General features: G+C 63.8%; 11 protein-coding genes and 3 pseudogenes. 5 read left to right on the top strand and 9 right to left on the bottom strand.

The features are described 5' to 3' along the window. Positions 1-31: 31 nt before the first annotated feature. Complete coding sequence (locus tag E0H73_RS41085) at positions 32-280, bottom strand: hypothetical protein (protein WP_131365943.1); 249 nt, start codon at positions 278-280, stop codon at positions 32-34. A 1,292-nt stretch (positions 281-1,572) separates the two neighbouring features. Here E0H73_RS41085 and E0H73_RS41080 point away from each other — a divergent pair. Next, a complete protein-coding gene (locus E0H73_RS41080; protein ID WP_131365941.1) occupies positions 1,573-4,839 on the top strand; it encodes an ATP-binding protein in 3,267 nt (1,088 codons plus the stop codon). Positions 4,840-5,483: 644 nt separating this feature from the next. Here E0H73_RS41080 and E0H73_RS41075 read toward each other — a convergent pair. Continuing rightward, the gene (locus E0H73_RS41075; protein WP_131365939.1) at positions 5,484-6,986 is read right to left on the bottom strand and encodes a hypothetical protein; all 1,503 of its coding nucleotides are present in this window, start codon (positions 6,984-6,986) and stop codon (positions 5,484-5,486) included. A gap of 143 nt (positions 6,987-7,129) precedes the next feature. Next, positions 7,130-7,288 carry a hypothetical protein gene (locus E0H73_RS46300; protein ID WP_165556064.1) on the bottom strand — a complete coding sequence of 53 codons (159 nt, stop codon included), beginning with the start codon at positions 7,286-7,288 and terminating at the stop codon, positions 7,130-7,132. A gap of 335 nt (positions 7,289-7,623) precedes the next feature. Between E0H73_RS46300 and E0H73_RS41070 the strand changes: the two genes are divergently transcribed. Both E0H73_RS41070 and E0H73_RS41065 read left to right on the top strand, forming a co-directional pair. Next, positions 7,624-8,289, top strand: a complete 666-nt coding sequence (locus tag E0H73_RS41070; protein ID WP_131365937.1) for a response regulator — start codon at positions 7,624-7,626, stop codon at positions 8,287-8,289. A 156-nt stretch (positions 8,290-8,445) separates the two neighbouring features. Next, entirely contained in the window at positions 8,446-8,832 is a 387-nt protein-coding gene (locus tag E0H73_RS41065; protein WP_131365935.1) for a hypothetical protein, read from the top strand. Here E0H73_RS41065 and E0H73_RS41060 read toward each other — a convergent pair. After that, a complete protein-coding gene (locus E0H73_RS41060; protein ID WP_131365933.1) occupies positions 8,804-10,063 on the bottom strand; it encodes a sensor histidine kinase in 1,260 nt (419 codons plus the stop codon). The two genes, E0H73_RS41065 and E0H73_RS41060, sit on opposite strands and share 29 nt — an antisense overlap. Then, on the bottom strand, positions 10,060-10,611 hold the full coding sequence (locus E0H73_RS41055) for a hypothetical protein (protein ID WP_131365931.1): 552 nt from the start codon (positions 10,609-10,611) through the stop codon (positions 10,060-10,062). The genes E0H73_RS41060 and E0H73_RS41055 overlap by 4 nt, the downstream gene beginning before the upstream one ends. 642 nt (positions 10,612-11,253) lie before the next feature. Here E0H73_RS41055 and E0H73_RS41045 point away from each other — a divergent pair. Continuing rightward, positions 11,254-11,832: a hypothetical protein gene (locus E0H73_RS41045; protein ID WP_131365928.1), complete on the top strand. Its 579-nt coding sequence runs from the start codon at positions 11,254-11,256 to the stop codon at positions 11,830-11,832. Positions 11,833-12,653: 821 nt separating this feature from the next. Here the strand turns inward: E0H73_RS41045 and E0H73_RS41040 are convergent. Both E0H73_RS41040 and E0H73_RS41035 read right to left on the bottom strand, forming a co-directional pair. Further along, positions 12,654-13,091: a hypothetical protein gene (locus tag E0H73_RS41040; RefSeq protein WP_131365926.1), complete on the bottom strand. Its 438-nt coding sequence runs from the start codon at positions 13,089-13,091 to the stop codon at positions 12,654-12,656. A 16-nt stretch (positions 13,092-13,107) separates the two neighbouring features. Next, positions 13,108-16,221, bottom strand: a complete 3,114-nt coding sequence (locus E0H73_RS41035) for a choice-of-anchor D domain-containing protein (protein ID WP_165556062.1) — start codon at positions 16,219-16,221, stop codon at positions 13,108-13,110. Between the two features lie 363 nt (positions 16,222-16,584). Here E0H73_RS41035 and E0H73_RS47680 point away from each other — a divergent pair. Continuing rightward, positions 16,585-16,752, top strand: a pseudogene (locus E0H73_RS47680) (transposase); the annotation flags it as partial. Between the two features lie 64 nt (positions 16,753-16,816). Here the strand turns inward: E0H73_RS47680 and E0H73_RS46780 are convergent. Both E0H73_RS46780 and E0H73_RS48535 read right to left on the bottom strand, forming a co-directional pair. Beyond that, positions 16,817-17,536 (bottom strand): annotated as a pseudogene (locus E0H73_RS46780) (helix-turn-helix domain-containing protein); the annotation flags it as partial. Between the two features lie 25 nt (positions 17,537-17,561). Next, a pseudogene (locus E0H73_RS48535) lies at positions 17,562-17,840 on the bottom strand (recombinase family protein); the annotation flags it as partial. Between the last annotated feature and the right edge of the window lie 361 nt (positions 17,841-18,201).

Raw genomic sequence — 18,201 nt, 5'->3', positions numbered from 1 at the left:
GCGTCGCGCACGGATGTGATGTGACGCACAGTCACGATCGGATGAAGTCAGCACGTCGGGTCGGCGAGGGCGACATGCGGCTGAAAGCGTCGAATAAAAGGTGTCCTGCGGGCATGAAGAAACCCAGGCCACGCTGTGACCTGGGCTTTTGTGCGCCGCCAGGGACTCGAACCCCGAACCCGCTGATTTCCGGCTGACGATGATCGTCATCTCTCAATGATGCGCGAAATCCCTTGTTTGTAACGGACATCACGGATTCGCGCAGCGCGTTGGTTGTCATCGCTCGCCATCCTCGCGCGCTGATTGAGGCGTGTAAAGAGGTGTGTCCTACGCGGGCATCGCGGAGCCCTCAGACAGCGCGGCACGGATGGGCAGGTACTTGGTTACGGCGTTGCGTGCCAGCCTTCAGAGTCGAACGACAAAGGCACTGACACCCCGACCATGCCCACGCGGTGATTCCAGACCTGCGGTGAGTGTCGGCTCTGTGGCCGGGGGCGAGCAGTCGATCGCCTCCACCACGCCGTTGAAGTCCACAGCGCTGACAAGCTAGCGCTGACCGGACCTGAAGATGATGTGCCGCGCCCGGAGCGCCATCTGAGCGACAAGGTCCTGGTAGAGCTTCCGGATCTCGGCGGCGGCTCGCGCCGCTGTCGATGAGGTCTCTGGTCTTCACGTAGCGGAACGGCTTCTTATCGGGAACGTTCGCCACGTCCGGGAGCTGCTACTCGAGTGCGAGCAGGTGGACAGTCAGCGGACTGGTGAGAGGCCTGTGCGCTTCGGGGCCAGCTGTGTCAGGATCGGCCGATGGATGAATTGGGGGAGATGCCGCGAAATGGGTCTGACGTTGACGGGCTGATCGTGTGGTTGCCAGCCCAGACGACCCCGCAGGAGGTGGCGTTCGGGTGCAGGTACCAGCTTCGGAGCGGGCTCAGATCGAGGAGCTGTTTCGGGTCTACGGCATCGAGTACCAGCAGACGCTCGAAAGGTGTCGGGCTTGGAGTGGGTGATTGTGATCCTTGACCGGTTCCCGGTGGAGGCCCTCAGGGTCTAGGTCTCACGCAGCGACGACAAAGTGATTCGGTACGGCGATACGGAGATCAAGGGATACAACGCCAAGGATGGCGAAGGTGATGGAAGCCCACGCGGCGATGCAGCAAGGTCGCTCAGGCGAAACTCGCATACGACCGGTCGGTGGCGGAGATCGAGGCAGGGGTCGAAGATCTGCGGCGGGCTGAGCGGCCGAAAGCGATCGAACCACCGGATCGACCCGGTGGTCGGCAGCGCTGATCGGTCGAGCGCTAGGGAAGGCTGATGGAAGGGTACCGATGCCGCTGATCGACCGAATCGATCGTGCGTTCGAGGCTGGTGTGGACACCGACGTATTCGAGCGGGCGGCCGTTGCTCTCCTGACTGGCCGGTATCTCTGGCTGTCTCCTGTGGAAGCCGGAAAGGACATCGGCAGGGACGCTGACATCTACCGTGTGGTTGCGGATGACCCAGACAGCCGCGGGAGGCTACTCGCGACCACTGGTGATCCCCCTCGCCAATCTGAGGTCCAGTCACAGGACCTGGATGAAGCACGAGGACTTTCGCGTCGACAAGATCGTCATTGCCTGCACGAGAGATATTACCGGCTCCATGCGGGCCAAGATCGACGAGTTCTGTCATAGCAAGTCGTTGCCACTTCCGGAGTACTACGGTCGTGACTGGTTTGTCGCAGAGCTGGTACAGAACCCGCACTGGCGCGAGGAACTGACAGGAGTCCGCGGGCGCATGGACTCGCTGAGTCTTCCGCAAACCCAAGGGCCCGGAGCACGAACGCCTTTCGTGGGCCGAACAAAGACGCTCGAGGAGCTCGAGAAAGCGCTGGCTCTCGGAGCGGACGTGCTGCTGGTCGGCGTACCCGGTGCAGGCAAGAGCCGACTGCTCGGTGAGCTTGCACCCGCGGCAGGGCTGATGTATGTCGAACCTGTGGCGAAGGCCTATTTGGCGGATGATCTGGTCGAGCTGAGGCCCACGTGTGTTGCTGTGGACGACGCTCATCTGAACCTGCAGCTGCTCGCGGAACTCGTACTTCTGCGGGGGCAGGAAGGGCTGAGCTACTCAATTGTGGCGACTGGGTGGCCAGACTCAGTGCAACAGATTGCGGAGGTTCTTCCGACCGCTCGTCCGCTGAAGCTCGACGTCATGCCGCGCGACGAGATCGATGCCCTCGTTCAGGCATTGGGGGTGACCAGCTTTCATGCCCGGCGGATGGTGCTCGACCAGGCCGAGGGCCGGCCAGGCTGGGCGATCTTGCTCTGCGAGGCCATGCTCGACGGCACCGGAGAACTCGTCGCGTCCGGGGTCTTGTTGCTCGACCGCGTCGAGCGGTACCTGCGCGAGAGCACAGATTCGGAACTTACACTCGACGCAGTAGCCTGCGTCGCGGCGGTGGACGGTGCCGACACCGACGACCTTCAGCGCGTGAGTGAGTTGGTCGGGCAACCCTTGGCGATCCTGGTCGACAGTCTCAAGAGGATGTCGACCAGAGGACTTCTCGAGCAGCGCTCGGGACGATGGCAGCCCTTACCTGCGTTCAGGATTCCGCTGGTGAGCAGGTGGTTCTTCGGGGTTCAGCGGACGCGCGGCTGGCGGTCGATAACGGACGCCTTCCCTGATCGTTCGGACGAGCTGACGACGACCTTGTTGCTGGCCGCCGCGCGATCGCAGGACTCCGCAGTACTCAACGAGGCCAGGACGTGGGCACGAGCACTCGGGGATCCGACGGAGTGGGGGACAGGCACGCTCAGCCTGATGCGGCTGTTCGCCCGGACAGATCGAGAAGCCGCGGATTTCGCCGCCAAGTCGGCTCGCACGATTCTGCGGACGAAACGGCCGATGATGAGGACAGCTTGGGGTACGGCGTATGACGACATCGGTCCGGCGGCGGTCGAAGTTCTCGTCGCCTGCGCGGAGGCCTGGTGCAACGAAGAGGCGATCCATGGACTACTCGACGTGGGTTCCTTGGATGATCGTCCTCGTCGGCAGAACCCTGCCCATCCACTTCGCGTGCTGGGAGATCTGGCTCGTCATCTCGACCCGGATCGTGGACCGCTGTTCGAGACCCGGCACATTCTGCTGTCGCACGCGATCAGTTTGCTCAGGTTCGACCTCGAGTCTCGCTGGACGGTCTTCGCGGAGATGGTCGGATACTGCTTCTCGCCCTCGGTCGAAGGAACCTGGACGGACCCGGCGATGGCGCGCACCTTCACGTTCGCCAACGGCATCGAGAGTGCCGATCACCTACGGCAGCTAATGTCGCTATGGCCGAACGTGAGCGCCTTGGCCGTCTTTGGCGCCGTACCCAATGCTTCTGTGCAACACATGATCGAACTAGTGGAAAGCTGGCTTCGGTTGGCCGGTGGGCATGGAGAGGGCAGTGCCGTGGTCACCGATGAGCAGCGAGCCGCTGGTGCTGAGGGCGCACGGGACATGATGAGTACGCTGCATCCGCTCCTGACGACGCGCCCTGGACTTGCTTTACGGGTTCAACGCGCACTGGACCTGGCTGAGCTGTGGGGCGTCCGGCAGCCGGACAACCTGCCACCGTTGGAGATCGACCCGGACCTGGCGCTGCTCGTGGGACGACGTGAACTGCAGGACTCGGCTGAAAACTGGCTGCAGCAGCGTGCCGCCGAGCAACGTGCGCTTGCGGAGCGGCTGCATGGACTCGGACCATGGACGGGAACCGAGCGCCTCGTACAGCTCGTCAGCGAGGGCGAAGCGTCGGGAAATCTTGATGGGGGTCGGATGGTGGCGCGGCAGATGCTCCGGCTCGCCGACGATCCTCGCGACTGGCTCGAGCCTGCCATCAGGCTGAAGTCGCCGTCAGTACTGCGGGATGCGATCTGGGACGCACGCGAGCAGGGGCGCTCGATCGACGCCGCTGTGATCCTCCGGGCGCTTGACGATCAGATGCTGCGAGGTGCCGTCATTGATCCCATTCTGTCCGTAGGCGAACTGGATCCACTCGCTGAGAGCATCCTGGTCCGGCTCCACGCCGCGGATGCCGGCCACCTCCAGTACCTCCACACCTCAGATCACAGCACCGCGGTGCTGGGAGACCTGCTTCGGCATCCTGTTGTCGAGATCCGAGCTGCAGCGGCTCTCGCGTTCAGAGTTGGTGTGCCCGACGGCGCCGAGCTGCCCGAGCAACGAAGACAAGAGTGGACAGCGGCATTCCTGGATGCCAGCGAAGCAACAGTTCACGGTCACATGCAGTGGCGACTGCAGGAGATCCTGAAGGGCTTGGTGAGCGCTGACCCTGCGCTGTGCGCGGACTGGTACGAGCGGCAACTGCTCACTGACACCGGAGTCCCGGGGAGTGGCGGTTGGATGCACGACGTGCGAACGCTGCCAGGAAGCCTGCCGGCTGCCGAACGTGAGCGCCTCGCCCGGATCGCGTCTCGCAGCGGCTACGGAACGTACAGCCTCCTCCAGCACATTCTCGGCAGCGACGCTGCGCTCGCGGCGCGGTTGATCGAGGACGGAACGCTCGATGAGCGGAGCGCGCTGGACGTGCTGACTGGGCACCTTGATGAGGGTGTCGAGATACTTGGCCCAGTTCTCCTCGCGCACGGCGTGCCAGCAGCTCAGGTTGCCCGCAGAATCTGCTCGCACCGGCAATGGACCGGCAACGAGTCCGCTGCGATCAAGGCGGATATTGCGTGGTTGAACGACCTCGCCGAGCGATTACCCGCGATGCGACCGGTCACGGAGATCGCGATCGCCGACCAGGAGCGAGACCTCGAGCGAGCGCTCGACGACGAGCGCGAAGAGGCACTCCGCGGCTGGTGACAGGCAGGTAGCGGCGCAGTAGTCGGCGAGATCTCTCCAGGTGGCTTATGGACCGTCCGCGCCTCGGTTGTTCAGTGCTCGCGAATCTCGCTACGGTTTTCCGAAACGGCTCCCGGCCGGGCCAAACTGCTTCCGTGATTCGCCGGAAGCGCACGCTGAGCCACTCGCGCTAAGGGCCACGAGCTCGGCGTTCATCTGGACGCGGTGCGGCGACCCCGAGAGGCACATGGACCAACTGGTGAAGGGTGACCCGACCATGCACACCCTGAGCACCAAGGACGGGCACGCCATATCGAACTCCGACAAGAGCAGGCTGCTCGTTGTCACGCTGCCCTGGATGTGACCGCGTTCCGAGTCTGTGGACGGCAGAACCCGAGCGGCGACATCTGCTCCGACAGCGATGTCGACAGTCGTGACCGGACCTGTCTAACCGCCTTACGCCACGGGCGCTGGACCTCGAGACCGACCGCGGCGACACCGCGGGTCTGATCGCCGTCCACCCCGACCTCGCGCACGAACGGCAAGCTGCCGGGCACCTGTGGGCCGAAGTCAACCGGGTCCTCCCCGCGGAACCGTCCTCACCAATTGCGAACCTCGAAAGTGCGGCCCTCCTGGAGGTTCCGGGGTGTTGTTGTGGGATTCGATCAGCCGTCGATGGTGCGGCGTACTGTCAGCTCCAGGATCGCGTAGGGAGATGTGTTCGGGCCGCCGCCTTGGAAGCTCGTGAGCTTCGCTGGATCGGCTGTGCCGAGCCACATGCCGATCAGGAGGTCGCAGAGGTAGGCACCGAGGGGGATCGCGGCGTGCCGGATCGCTGTGTAGCGAATCGAGAGCGTCGCCTGCTCCTGCTTTGCCTGTGCGTTCGCGAGAGCCTTGAGAAGCTTGGCAGGTACGACGAACACCTCGCCGGTGGCGCTCATCAACCAGTAGACGGCGCTCGAACTCATCCCCAGTAGATCGTCGAGCTGATCGAGCGCAATGCGCCAGGCGTCATCCGCGCGTCCCGGATGCGCGATCCGCTCCGACTTCTTGACCTGGGCGAGATCGCCGAACTGCAGCGTGAGATCAGTCGAGATCGCTACGGTCACCAGCAGCACCAGGTCGGCTCCGAGGGTCCGTTCCTCCTTCTTCGCGACGATCCGATGCGCCAGGCTCACCGCCGGAGCCGCCGTCCGGCGGCCCGTCGCCGACTGGTGGGTGGCGTCGATCTCGTCGAATCCCCGTTCGAGGAACATCAGCAATGCCGTCGTCAGACCCTCCTCCTCCGAGGTTCCTTGTGACGTCAGCCAGGGCACGAAGGTCAGTGTGGCGTTCTTCGCCGCTCCCCTGATCAGATCCTCGAGCTCGCGATCGGAGAGCCACGTGCATGAGGGTTCTGCCAACGGGCGGGGAAAGTTATCGCGGCGCCGGTCCAGTCGAGCTGAGGCGACATCGACCGCCCATTCCGGAAGCGCGACCGGGCCGAGACGGGCCAGCAGGCCGGTGACCCGGATGCCAACCTTTGGGTGCAGATGCTCGCGTTGTCCGGACACAAGATCTAGGAGCTCGGGATGTTCTTGCAGGATCTCGATCGTCAGGTCGGTCACCTGAGGCTCCGGGGCGCCGAGGCAGAGAAGCCAGGGGAGAGCCCGAACCCACTGAGCAGGCTTTGCCTGTGCAAGCTCTCGCAGCTGCGACCGTGCTCCGGTGAGCTCGAGACCGCCGCGGTGGGGCTGCCAGCGGTGTATGAAGTACATGTTGTGCCAGACCTCCGCGCCCCAGGCATCGGCCGCCTCGGCGATCAGTCGATCGCCCAGAAGGGTCTGGCGCTCTACGGAGCTGCTCGGCGTGTACTGGCGTTTCCGGCCGTCTTCACCCAGCTCGGTGAGGAGCCGGTCGGAGGACAGCCAGCCGGCGGAAATCGCGATGGCCGTGGCAACGTGGGTCTGCGGCGTATCTTCACCGTCGGTCAACGAGTCGCGCAATGACGACAGGAAGCGAGGTTCGGCAAACGAGCTGTAGGACTTGAGGTCCCAGCATCGAAGCAGAACTTCCTCCGCGACGAGGGGATCACCGACATTGTGCCAGGCCCGGCGAAGCAGGTTCCACACGTCCATAGCGTCCAGGGCGCGGAGCTGCTCACGGTCCATGCCGTTGAAGCCAATCATTCCCGCACGGTACCGCCACACCGGAGTAAGGCGAACCATCGCGATTCGTCATGGCTGCGATGAATGGTCGTTGGACGCGACGGGTGCCGCTCGCTTGGCAAGTGGCCATCGGCATCTCGGCATCCGCAAGGCATCTTTTAAGATCAGGCTGTTCCGCTCCCCCGCAGGCGTACTCGATGCTCCCCTGCACCCGGTGGCGAGGTGGCCTGGCCCGCGGCCTCGAGGAACAGCCGGGCCTGGTCGGCCACGATCTTGTCGTGCCGCGGATGCAGGAAGCACAGCTCGTCGTCGGTCAGCGGCACCAGTTGGCCGCCGGCATGGCATTGCCGGGCGCGGGAACCCGCCTCGGGCGACAGGTGCCTCGTTGAAGTCCAAGCGGGAGCAGTCAGGTATGGCCAGCCGAGACTGAACCCGAGGCAGACCGCGTTGAGCAACGAAATACAGGACTGCAGGCATGTGTCCTGTATGAAGAAATTCTTAGCAAGCGCAGATACTGCCGCCGACGCTGTGTAAAACTGAGCATCTGAAGAGATTTGCGCACTTGGTGGCAGGTGGGGCTCATGGTGGATGGGGAGACTGATCGACGCCCGATCTCTCGCGGGGCCAATGCACTTGGGCCGGTCGGTGGGGCGCGTCTATGAGCATCCGGGTGCTGGTGGTCGACGACGAGGACATCGTGCGAGATGGGGTGGGGCTGCTCCTGTCCGGCGAGCCAGACTTGGAGATCGTTGGTGAGTGTTCGGATGGGCGGTCGGCGTTGGCGAAGATCGTACGGCTGCGACCGGATGTTGCCTTGATAGATGTTCGAATGCCAGGGATGGACGGTATCGAAACGACGGCTGCCATCCGGGCTGAGCTGGGAACGGCAGCGCCGGCGATCGTTATGCTGACGTCTTTCGACGTCGACGAGGCGGTGTGGGACTCGCTGGGCGCAGGTGCAGCCGGGTTCGTCCTGAAGTCGCAGACCGCATCTGACTTGGTGAGAGCGATCCGGAGCGTTGCTGCTGGTGAGGTGGCGCTTGAGCCTCGCATTGTTCGGCTGTTGGTGGACAGGTACGGCCGGGACTACGCGAGCGCGTCTCAGGAGCCGCCGGAGGTCGGTCGGCTCACACCGAAGGAGCGGGAAGTACTGTTGCTCGCCGCCGAAGGCCTCTCAAATTACGAGCTTGCAGAACGGTTGACGGTCGAGGTGGGCACGATCAAGACGCACATTTCGCACATTCTGACGAAGCTCGGTGTCCGTGACCGGGCTCAGGCTATTGCCTTCGCGTATCGGCACGAGCTTGTTCGGCGCAACGGCTGAGCCCTCCGCCAATAGTGCAATTACCGGTTGGTCGGCTCTGTCGGCGGATAGAGCGGGATTTCTGTCCTGCGACTGACGACTGGCCACGTCAGCAAGCTCGACGCTGGCATGACCGATCTCGCAACTCGTGCGAGGTCCGTCTGGAGGAGGAACGAGATGGCTCTCGTTGTGGACAAGTACGTTGTGATCAGGGAGTTCGACACCAACGTAGATGCCAATGTCGAACTGCAGAACGGCGATTGGATCGACATCAGTGTGACCGGGTCGATCTGGGCCGGCGTGTGGTTCACCGGTCGCAACGGGCCGAACGGATGGCCGGGCTGGTCGGCGAACAACGACTCGCCGCTCCCCGGTGCTGCTCCGTTCGGTGTGCTCGGCTGGACGGCCGAGGACAACTACTTCTGGATCGGCTCTGGGATGCGTCGCACATACCAGAACTCGACTCTCGGACCCGGAAGAACGCGATTGTCCTTCCGCATCAACGACGACCGGCCGGGCAACGGCGACGGGGCCTTCATTGCGAAGATTCAGGTTTGGCGTTGACGGTTGGACGGCTGTCTGCTGGATCAGATGCCGGTCGGCCCCGGTCGCTCTGTTGGGCGGCCGGGGCCTGGCCTGCAAGCAAGGCTGGCATCCGATGAGGCAACACCGCGACCACATGGAACGTGCCATCGTCGAGTCGCTCCGACTCACAGCGGCCGCCGACGGCCTTGGCTCGCTCGCGCATTCCGACGAGGCCATGGCCGGTGGACAACCTATGCGAACCGGGCCGACGCCGCCGGTTGGAGGTGTTCCTGAAGTCCAGCACAACTTCCTCGTGTCCCCATCGCACCTGGACGCCGGCGGTAGTGGTGACGTCGGAGTACTTGACGATGTTGGTCAGTGCCTCTTGCGCGATCCGGTACGCACATACGTCAACGCCTGGGTCGACACTTTCTGGTGCTCCTGTCACCGTGAATGCAATCGGAACACCGCTCGTGGAGAGTTGCCGGACGAGGTCGACGATATGGGCAACGTTCGGGGGAGTGGTCGCATCCGGATCGCTCGATCCACTGTCTAGAACGCCGAGAAGGTGGTGGAGTTCACGGATGGCCTGTTGCCCGAGGGTATCTACAGTTTGCAAGGCGCGTGCGGCGCTTGCTGGAGCGGTCGTCAAGACAGCCGCCGCAGCGCCCGCTTGAAGGAGCATCAGGCTTACAGAATGCGCGACGATGTCATGCATGTCGCGGGCGATTCGGTTCCGCTCTGCGGTTACGGCCTCGGCTGCCGCGAGTTCAGCCACCAACTGGCGCTGGCGTCTGCTCCATGCGACCCAGCGGCCCACGCCGAACACGATCGTCGTGAAGAGAACTCCGAGGACCGCCGAGACGAGAAAGGCGTCGCTCCGCTCAGCGGGCGGGGCCCGACGCACCTCGTCGGCGACATTGAGCGCCGTTGGCACGTACGCGGCGACGAGGGCACACAAGGACGTCAGACGGCTACATCGGGATGCGACCGTGTACAGCGCGAGCCAAACGCCCAGGGTGGGCACGAAGCCCGGTACGACGATGTAGGCGAGGATGCTATGGACAAGCATGACGAGGTAGACCGCGAGCGGATACCGACGTCTCCACACCAGCGCCAGATAGCCTGCGACCGCATAGACGGGCGTCGCTACTCCTCCGGACAGGCCACCGCTGCGGTCGGTGTCCCATGACACCAGGAGGTCGAGGACACACAAGCCCAACGCAACGAGCAGGTCGATCATGACCGGCCGTCGGCGGATAAATCTCATGGCCACCACTGTGAGCTCGGACAGTCGCACGTCCGGGTTATACGGCACCACTTGAGAATGACTTCGTCCAGTCCGCCGAGCTCGGTGCTGACGATCAAGCCGTGCCTGCGGTTGATCTCCCACTCCTCGATCGGGCCGAACACGTCGCTCGGAGAGCGATCACGGACCCCCGAAGGTACTGCTTCGAGGCGCTCTAGGGCATTCCAGATGTTTGATTCCTGCTCAAGGGCGGAGCGGAGCTCGCTTGGTGCTGTGGATGCGACCTGCGGCTGGTAGCGAGACCTGTGAGACAGGGTAATGACCGCGATGGCTCCTGCTCCTTCCGCGTCGCCACCCAGTCCGACGATGTCGGCCTGCTTCGCTTCAATCCTCTCGACAGTTCCTGGGCCTACTGGCTCTGCTCCTGCAAGGAGGACGTCGAACACGACCCCGGTGTCATGGAGCCAGCCGAGTGGTCCGTGCACGATGATCATGTCGGGTGCAGCCAGGACACCCCAGGCGAGGTGTCCCTCAGCAAGGCTGCCAGCTTCGCGGCGCTGAATCGACACGACTGAGACGCAAGGGCTGGATCCCATTTTCATCGCCCCCAAATGTGAACCCAGGATCCTTTCAGTGTGCGCCGCAAACGCTCAGGTGGCCACCGTTGCCCGAAAGTCTGGTTGCTGTCAGTGGATTGATCGGCAATCAAGCGCATGTTGCCATTTCGGAGCGTTCAGTCCGTTCATACGCAGGGCGATGTCGATCGCGGGTGAGATGCGTCGCACTCGTTCCTGTGTCTGGCTGCAGGAGTAAACCAACCTCCATCCATGGTGAGGCATTCGAGCATGCGAAGTTGCGCCTCAAGACAGACGCGATGGCGGCATTCGAATCCTAGCGTCTAGCAGTACGGCACGTCATCCGCCAGCAGGGCGGGCGAAGGACCGTGACGAATCGATGAGGAGCTCAGCATGTGCGTATTACCAGAACACCGAACCATCGTGTCGATGCTGGCCGGCGGCAGTCCTGTCTGGTTTGTGGCCGCAGTCATGAAGACCGACCGGCATCAGGTCTACACCGTCGGTAGGCGGTACGGCTATCCGGACCACGTCGCTCTGGACTCAGCCATGGCGCAAGTGCGCGCCAGTCAACACGGTCCGGTCCCCGTCTCCACATGACATCGGGGACGGACCAATTCTTCAGGGGGTTTCGAAATGACATTGAGCGTACTCGCGGGATTCTTTGGTGGCCTGCTGCTTCTCGTCGCCGCCGTCGGCGGCGGTTTCGAACTGCGCGAACTCAAGGTCCCGAAGGTGACTGCGGTCGGGAGATTGGTGTCGGCGGTCGTCGGCATCACGTTGGTATTTGTCGCAATCATGGTCAGCCCAGTCGTCGCTCAAAGCGATGAGGCCTCGCGATCGATCGTGCCGGACTCTCAGACAGAGGCTCACGCGCCCAGCGCGGCCGCGGAGACTCCGACTTCGATCGATTTCACGATCCAGGATGTGCTGGGTGAAGACCAGATCACCGAGCAGGTGAAGGTTCAGGTGGATGACCGCGTGGTCGGCACCCTCACTGTCGACGTTGCTCACCCCACCGCGACCCTCACAGTCACTGTCCTGAAGCCTGGAACGCACACCTACATCCTGTCGTCCTTGTCGACGTTCGACTACGAGGGCGAGATGGTGGAGGTCCCGGGCTCCGGAGACGGACAACTGGACGTCAGCGCAGGCAAGCTCTTCAAGCTCCGCTATGAGTTTGGAGAAGAGGAACTCATGTTGCGTCTCGAATGAACATGGAGACCTCGCTCATTCTGTCGTCGGCTGGTCGACTCCCTGAGCCACTCGTGGCACGGTCGACCAGCCGACGCTGCTGAGCTGGGCCATCAGTCTGATGAATTCGGAGATCGGGAGCGGTCGTGTGGATATGCACGGACTCAGGTCAGTAGGGCCAAGTTAGCGAGGCCGACTTCGATGCCCGGCTGGCTGGCCACCGACCGCGTGAGGTTCTGTACTGACGACCTCGACCGCTGCGCTCTGGCAAAAGTCTGGACATGCCCAAGGGTTTCATCAGGTACCTACGCCCTGCGTCGTTCGTGGTGGTGGTCGTCAGGTCGGCTGAGTCAGGGCGTAGATTCCGAGCTGGTCGATCTCTGCCGTGACAACTCTGTCGCCACGTCGTTGGTTAGGCACACCATGCCAGGCCGGAGATTCGTTGGTGAGACGGAGGGTGGGATTGACCTGCATGGTCGCCTGCTGGCGCAACCAGAGCTCCTACCAGCTGCGCGACATCGACGGACGCCGGGTCAACACCGCCGAGGCCCGAAGGATCATCGCCGACCGCTACACGGTCCCCGAAGAGATCCGCCGAGCCCGCACCACGACAACGACGGGCCCGCGAAGCAAGGAGTCACAAGGTGCTCCATCGACCGGCCCGTCTCAACCACCACGCTAAGCCAGCCGGAACCGCTCGACATCCCTTAGGGACTCAACGGCCAGCCATTTCGCAGCCTTCACACCCAACCCGACCGCTTCCACAAGCAACTGGTCAACCGCGTGCTGCCCCAGCTGGGACCGACTGATCGATCTGTTGGGCCTAGCTCGCTGAGACTCGGTCAGGTCTGAGGCTTGGATCCAAAGCGGCGACGGAACTCATCTGCGAGCATACCGCCCGCGGCTTCGACAAGCTTCCCCAGTACGGGATGGAAGACGAGACTGGTGATCGAGCCCGCGATCTGGGGGAGGTGCCGTCCGATCCAGCCTCGGACATATTCGATCTTGCTCAGGTCCGGCTCGTCGGTGTTCACCGCCTCGTCGAGCTCCTGAACGCATTCGATCGCCGCCTGGCGCAACTCCGGCGGAGCCGCCGCAGCAACCTCTGCCTTGAGCTGGTCGACCGCTGCGCGCAGTTCTTGTCGCTCTTCCTCAGTGACCTGTACGCGTGGAACGCCAACATACTGTTCTTGGCGAATGTCGTTGCCTACGGCTACCTGCCCGTGGACGTCACCGTCGATGTGTGCCTCAATGCTGCCTGGTGCCGGATCTTTGGTCACGGTCATATCCCTTCAATTACCCCACCGGCTGATTCACGATCACCGTGAAGCTCGCGTGGCTCGTGTTGCCGCTCCGGTCGGTTGCGTCGCACGTCACTTCCTTTGTGCCAAATTCGAAGTGTTCGCCGGAGGCTGGCTCGCAGTGTGGAGTTATGGGTCCATCCACTTTGTCCGACGCTGATACCTCGTAGTCGACGTCAGCCCCGTCAGCCTGGCTACTCCCTTCCACGCTGATGCTCTCCGTCGGCACGATCAGGTCAGGTGGCGTGGTGTCGACGACGCTGACCGAGAATGTTCCATCGGCAGTGTTCCCGGCGGCGTCGGTGGCCGAGCAATCGAAGTTGGTCGTACCGAGTGGGAACAGCCTGCTTCCATCGGCCTTGCCAAGCAGCCCGCGTCTGGAAGACAGACTGCACTCCACCTTTGCAGTGCCGCTCACAACGTCACTCGCGCTTGGCGTTCGAACCCTGACCCACGCGCCACCCTTGCTTTCGGCTTCGACCGTGAGATCGCCTGGCAGTTCGAGTTGTGGTGGCCGTGTATCGCGGACCGTGACCTGGAACGCGGCCGTCGCGCTGTGGCCGGCAATGTCGGTTGCGGTGCAGGTCACAGACTTCGTGCCGATCGCGAACTGGCTGCCCGAGGCCGGTACGCACATCGGCGACAAGGTGCGGCCGATTCCGTCGACCGCTGTTGCGCGATAGACGACGGACGCCCCGGTCGGTCCGGTCGCCTCTTGGACCACAGCCTGCGGCACAGTCAGTGTCGGCGGCGGAAGCTGGCTGACGTCAACTCCGGTGCCCAAGAGCGGCACGACAACCTCGGGCTCTCCGGACACAGCCAACCTCAACGTCGCAGACCGAGTGCCGATTGCGCTTGGCACGAAAATCACCTGAAGCCGGCACCGCGCATTCCGCCTCAGCTTGATCTGCCGACAGTTCCCCGGGACAAGTCGAAAGTCACTCGCACCGACCCCAGTGGCGCGGACGGCACCTAGCTGCCGAGTCTCGCCAGTAGTGTTCCTGACGGAGACTGTCTGCGCACTGCTGGACGTGGCCACCGGCCGAGCAGCGAACGACAGTCGAGTCGGCACCACAGTCATCGCTCCCCCTGAGTCCACGATCCCAGTTCCGACGAGTGACACCTCGCGGTGGTCTTCGGAACCCGCCTGGCTCAGTACGAGCGCGAGCACGGCTTTGCGAGTGCCCTTCGCAGTGGGCGTAAACGTCACCGATACCTGACATCTGCCGTCGGCTGGCAATCGCCCACAGGTCCCCGATGTGATGGAGAAATCGCTCGGGTGCTGTCCGGCGATGTGCACTGCACCGATGCCGAGCGTCTCATCGCTTGGGTTGCCGACAGTGATGGCGAGCGGTTTGCTAGCCGTGTTGATCAGCTGACTTTGGTACGACAGAGCACTGGGGATGAGATCGGCCTTCGTGATCATGGACGCCCCAGGCCAACCGCCCAGAGCGACAGATGTGACCAAGACGGTCAGCGTCAACACCAAGAGAACGAATGCCTTGACCACCATCGGAACGGCCCGTACGGCGCTCCAGACACGGAACCACCATGACTCATCGCTGGTCGGATCCCCGCCACCGGCCACCGGCGGTGCTGGCAACATGCCAAGGTTATGCCGCGTCACGCTGGCCCCCGCCGCGTCACCGTGGGCCTCGCGCAGGTGAAGTGCGTCGGTCAGCTGCGCACGCGCCGTGTCCACCTCTCCGAGGCAGAGCGACCGTGTCCCTAGCTGGTGCAACGCGTAAGCCTCGGCCGCCTCGTCGGAGATCTCGCGGGAAGCCGTGAGCTGCACGGACAAGGCCTGCAGCCACGTCCCCCACCGCCCAGACAGGGCAAGCGCCTCGTCGACCCCTCGCGCTAAGGCAAGGGCATCACTCCACCGGCGGGCCTCCGCCGAAGCCCGTAGGAGCTCAACACCAGCCTGCACCCGCAGAGTCGGTGTCGGGTCCCGCGGACGCCTTTGTGCCCACGCAATCAGGTAGTCACGCACATGCCGGCGTGCGGCAGTCACGGCCACGGCCGGAAGGCTTTCGAGAACTCCCGATACCACCTCGTAGCCGTCTTCTTCTTGGTTCGGGGCAGGAGCAACCTGCACCAAGCCACTGGCAGCAAGATCGGACAGACGCGCGACCGTGTCGGCCACGCCGGACGCCAAGCGGAGATCCTCCGCGCTGAGACGCAGAGCCGGCAGAGCAGCTAACGTCGCCAAGAGACGACGGTCAGGCTCGTCCCTAGCCGCAACCTCATTCCACAACTCCGGCGTGGTCATCGCCGCTTCCTCCAGCGTGACCAGGCCATCCCTGACGGCAGCGGCGGTCTGAACCAGGGACAGCGGTACGCCGCTCACGGCTGTAGACAAAGCGGTTGCCGCAAGGCGCTCCTGCGCCCCCAAGCTACGCCCTAGCGTGTTGGCGAACACCTCGATCGCGAACTCCGATGAAAGCCCTGACATCAGCACGGACCGCAAGCCGTCGAGGTCGCCAAGCTGATCAGCGGAGATGACGAAGCGGCATTGGGGCACGAAATCCAGGAGGGCCGCGACATCATCAGGCCCGCCCATCAGGTCATCGAGAAGGATAGTGCAGTCGATCGACTGAAGATAGTGACGCAACTGCCCATGGGTCGGCTTGTACGGCCGATCGGACTCGTAGCAGAGATCGAACAGGCAGTGCAGCACATCGTCGAGGGGCTGGCCCCGAACGGACAGGTGAGCAATTCCGCCGGAGCCACCAATGAATGGCTGATGTGCGAGATGACGTAGCAGGCTGGATTTGCCGATCCCAGGCCCACCGGTGAAGGACAGGCTCAATCCGTCGCCGAGCACAGCTCTCGCTGTGGTCGTCTCCCCGTCTCGATCGACAAAGGCGGCAGGGCGACGGGGAAGCAACCGGAGCGGCGATGGGCGGCGGTCGACCTTCACGGATTGATCGACGGGCATGATGACGTTGCCGTGCACCTCGCCAATCTGCATCTGCACGATGTTGTTGCCGACCGCGATCTGCCCCCTGAGATCCCCACCAACAGTGATCGAAGCGCGGACGCCGGTCGTGGGCCCGGAGGTCGGCACGTCCACGGTGTGGATCCCGGGCGTCGTGGCTTCATCCATCGGAGACTCCGCCGGTCGCCTTGGTGCGCGGTATTGAGCGGCTTCACGCCAGCACATGTCCGGGGCGGTATCGAGATGGGTGAGCCGTCGACATGGCATCTCGCCGCGTACACCGATGTCCCCCCAATAGCCATCATGCGCCGCCCCAGCACAGCACACAAGAATGCCGCGAGCATAAGCAACCGCTTCAAACATCTCGATGATGTCCCGTTAGACTGACGTCACTGAAGTCTTCTCACCGGGTGCCTCGTTGGGGCTGGAGTAGGACGAGTGCTGCGGCGGTGATCGCGCCGATTCGCCAGGGGTCGAGGGTGAACCACCTCGGGTTTGATGCACACCTCCTTCGTTCGGAAGGTGGCACTCATGCCGAGGAAGTACGACGAGCAGACCAAGGCCAAGGCGGTCCGGTTGGTGACCGAGCATCGGGGCGATTACGCCAGTGAGTGGGAGGCGATCACCACGGTCGCGGGCCGGCCGGGGATGAGGCCGGAGACGCTGCGCCGGTGGGTTCGCCAGGTCGCGGTCGATGCCCTGGGTTCGGATCTTGTCTCCAGGACCAGGACCCCGGCGATGTCCAAGAACAGGACGTCGTCGATCAGCAGTACCTCGACGGCAAGGTATCTGTGCCGGTGCTGCCCAGCCGAGCGGTCAGTTCGTCGAGGGGTTTGGGAGGTGATCGCCGCACATCCATCAGCCGCCGGCACATCTCCAGCCGAGGTCGGCGAGCCACAGTCAGGCTGTGTCCGGTGTCTGTGCCGGGTCGCCGTGCGCGAGCTCGTCGCCGAGGATCACGGTCGAGCTGCACAGGCCGCAGATGATGATGCGCGCCTGATGGGGCTGGCAGCGTTCGCTCGACGATCGCCGTGCCGGGCTGCTCCGGATCGGCGAGCAGCCAGACGGTTTCGAGGCCTTCGCGATGCAACTGCAGCTCGTACTTGCTCGAGGGGCGGTACCCGCAGGTCGGGCAGGCCGCCACCCGGGGTGGCTTCGGCATCGGCGCCAGCTGATCCGCCGTACTGGCCGCGGGGAGCTCGAGTGGAGCCGACCCGCTAGGTACGGCGGTGGAGCGGAGCTCCGGAACATACTTGTAGATGGTGGCGCGGCTAACGCCGAGCAGCCGGGCGATCGAGGACACGGTGTTCTCGGGGTTGCCGAGCAGATCCTTGGCGTGCCGGACCTGTTCCTCGTTCATCGCGGGCGGCCGGCCTAGGCGGGTTCCGCGGGCCTTGGCGGCATCGAGACCTTCGCGGGTGCCCTGGACGATCATCTCGCGGATGAACTCGCCGAGCGCGGCGAAGACGTGGAAGATCATCCGGCCGCCCGGGGGTGGTGGTGTCGAGTGCCTCGTGCAACGACTTGAACCCGACCTTACGCCGACGCAGCCCGCTGACGATCTGGATCAGGTCCTGGAAGTTCCGGCCGAGCCGCCACAGCTCGGTGACCGTGACGACGTCGTTGGGGCGCGCGAACGCCAGGCAGTCCTGTGGGTCGGGCCGATCGGCGTTCTTGCCGCTGAGCTTCTCCTGCCAGATCCGGCTGCAGCCAGCCGCGTTCAGGGCGTCGATCTGGCGGTGCAGGTTCTGCTCTCTGGTGGCCACCCGGGCGTACCCGAGGAGCATGCTGCCGCCGATGACGCCGAGCGGGTCGGGATCGAGCGGCAGGGCGGCCCTGCGGGCGAGTTCGGTGGATGTCACACGCCGACTGTTGGAAAGGGCGTGCGGGGAGTTGTTAGACACTCCGGGTTTGCAACACGTTCTTCGACACTTGCGGTGCGGCGTGTCGGGATCGGGATCCGGCCGGCCTGTTCGGCGGGGGTGTTGAGAAACGATCGATTCTCAACACCCTCAAGCATTGCGAAGCCGATCGCATGCCCGCAGTTTGTGGTGCACCATGACGATGGTTCGATCCGCACTCATCCGGTGCTGCCAGGCGGGGCTACTGAAACTACTGACGGTCGCGGGTGGCTGACAGTCCAAGCAC

This window comes from Kribbella pittospori (genome assembly GCF_004331465.1).
In the GTDB taxonomy this organism is placed as follows: Bacteria; Actinomycetota; Actinomycetes; order Propionibacteriales; family Kribbellaceae; genus Kribbella; species Kribbella pittospori.
The sequence above is the reverse complement of the archived record's forward strand: the minus strand, read 5'-3'. Positions and strand labels throughout refer to the sequence as shown.

Excerpts from the sequence above, each read along its gene's own strand:
- E0H73_RS41070 (WP_131365937.1), top strand. The coding sequence starts at position 7,624 with ATGAGCATCCGGGTGCTGGTGGTCGACGACGAGGACATCGTGCGAGAT.
- E0H73_RS41080 (WP_131365941.1), top strand. The coding sequence starts at position 1,573 with ATGAAGCACGAGGACTTTCGCGTCGACAAGATCGTCATTGCCTGCACG.
- E0H73_RS41045 (WP_131365928.1), top strand. The coding sequence starts at position 11,254 with ATGACATTGAGCGTACTCGCGGGATTCTTTGGTGGCCTGCTGCTTCTC.
- E0H73_RS41065 (WP_131365935.1), top strand. The coding sequence starts at position 8,446 with ATGGCTCTCGTTGTGGACAAGTACGTTGTGATCAGGGAGTTCGACACC.
- E0H73_RS41060 (WP_131365933.1), bottom strand. The coding sequence starts at position 10,063 with ATGAGATTTATCCGCCGACGGCCGGTCATGATCGACCTGCTCGTTGCG.
- E0H73_RS41075 (WP_131365939.1), bottom strand. The coding sequence starts at position 6,986 with ATGATTGGCTTCAACGGCATGGACCGTGAGCAGCTCCGCGCCCTGGAC.
- E0H73_RS41035 (WP_165556062.1), bottom strand. The coding sequence starts at position 16,221 with ATGGATGAAGCCACGACGCCCGGGATCCACACCGTGGACGTGCCGACC.
- E0H73_RS41085 (WP_131365943.1), bottom strand. The coding sequence starts at position 280 with ATGACAACCAACGCGCTGCGCGAATCCGTGATGTCCGTTACAAACAAG.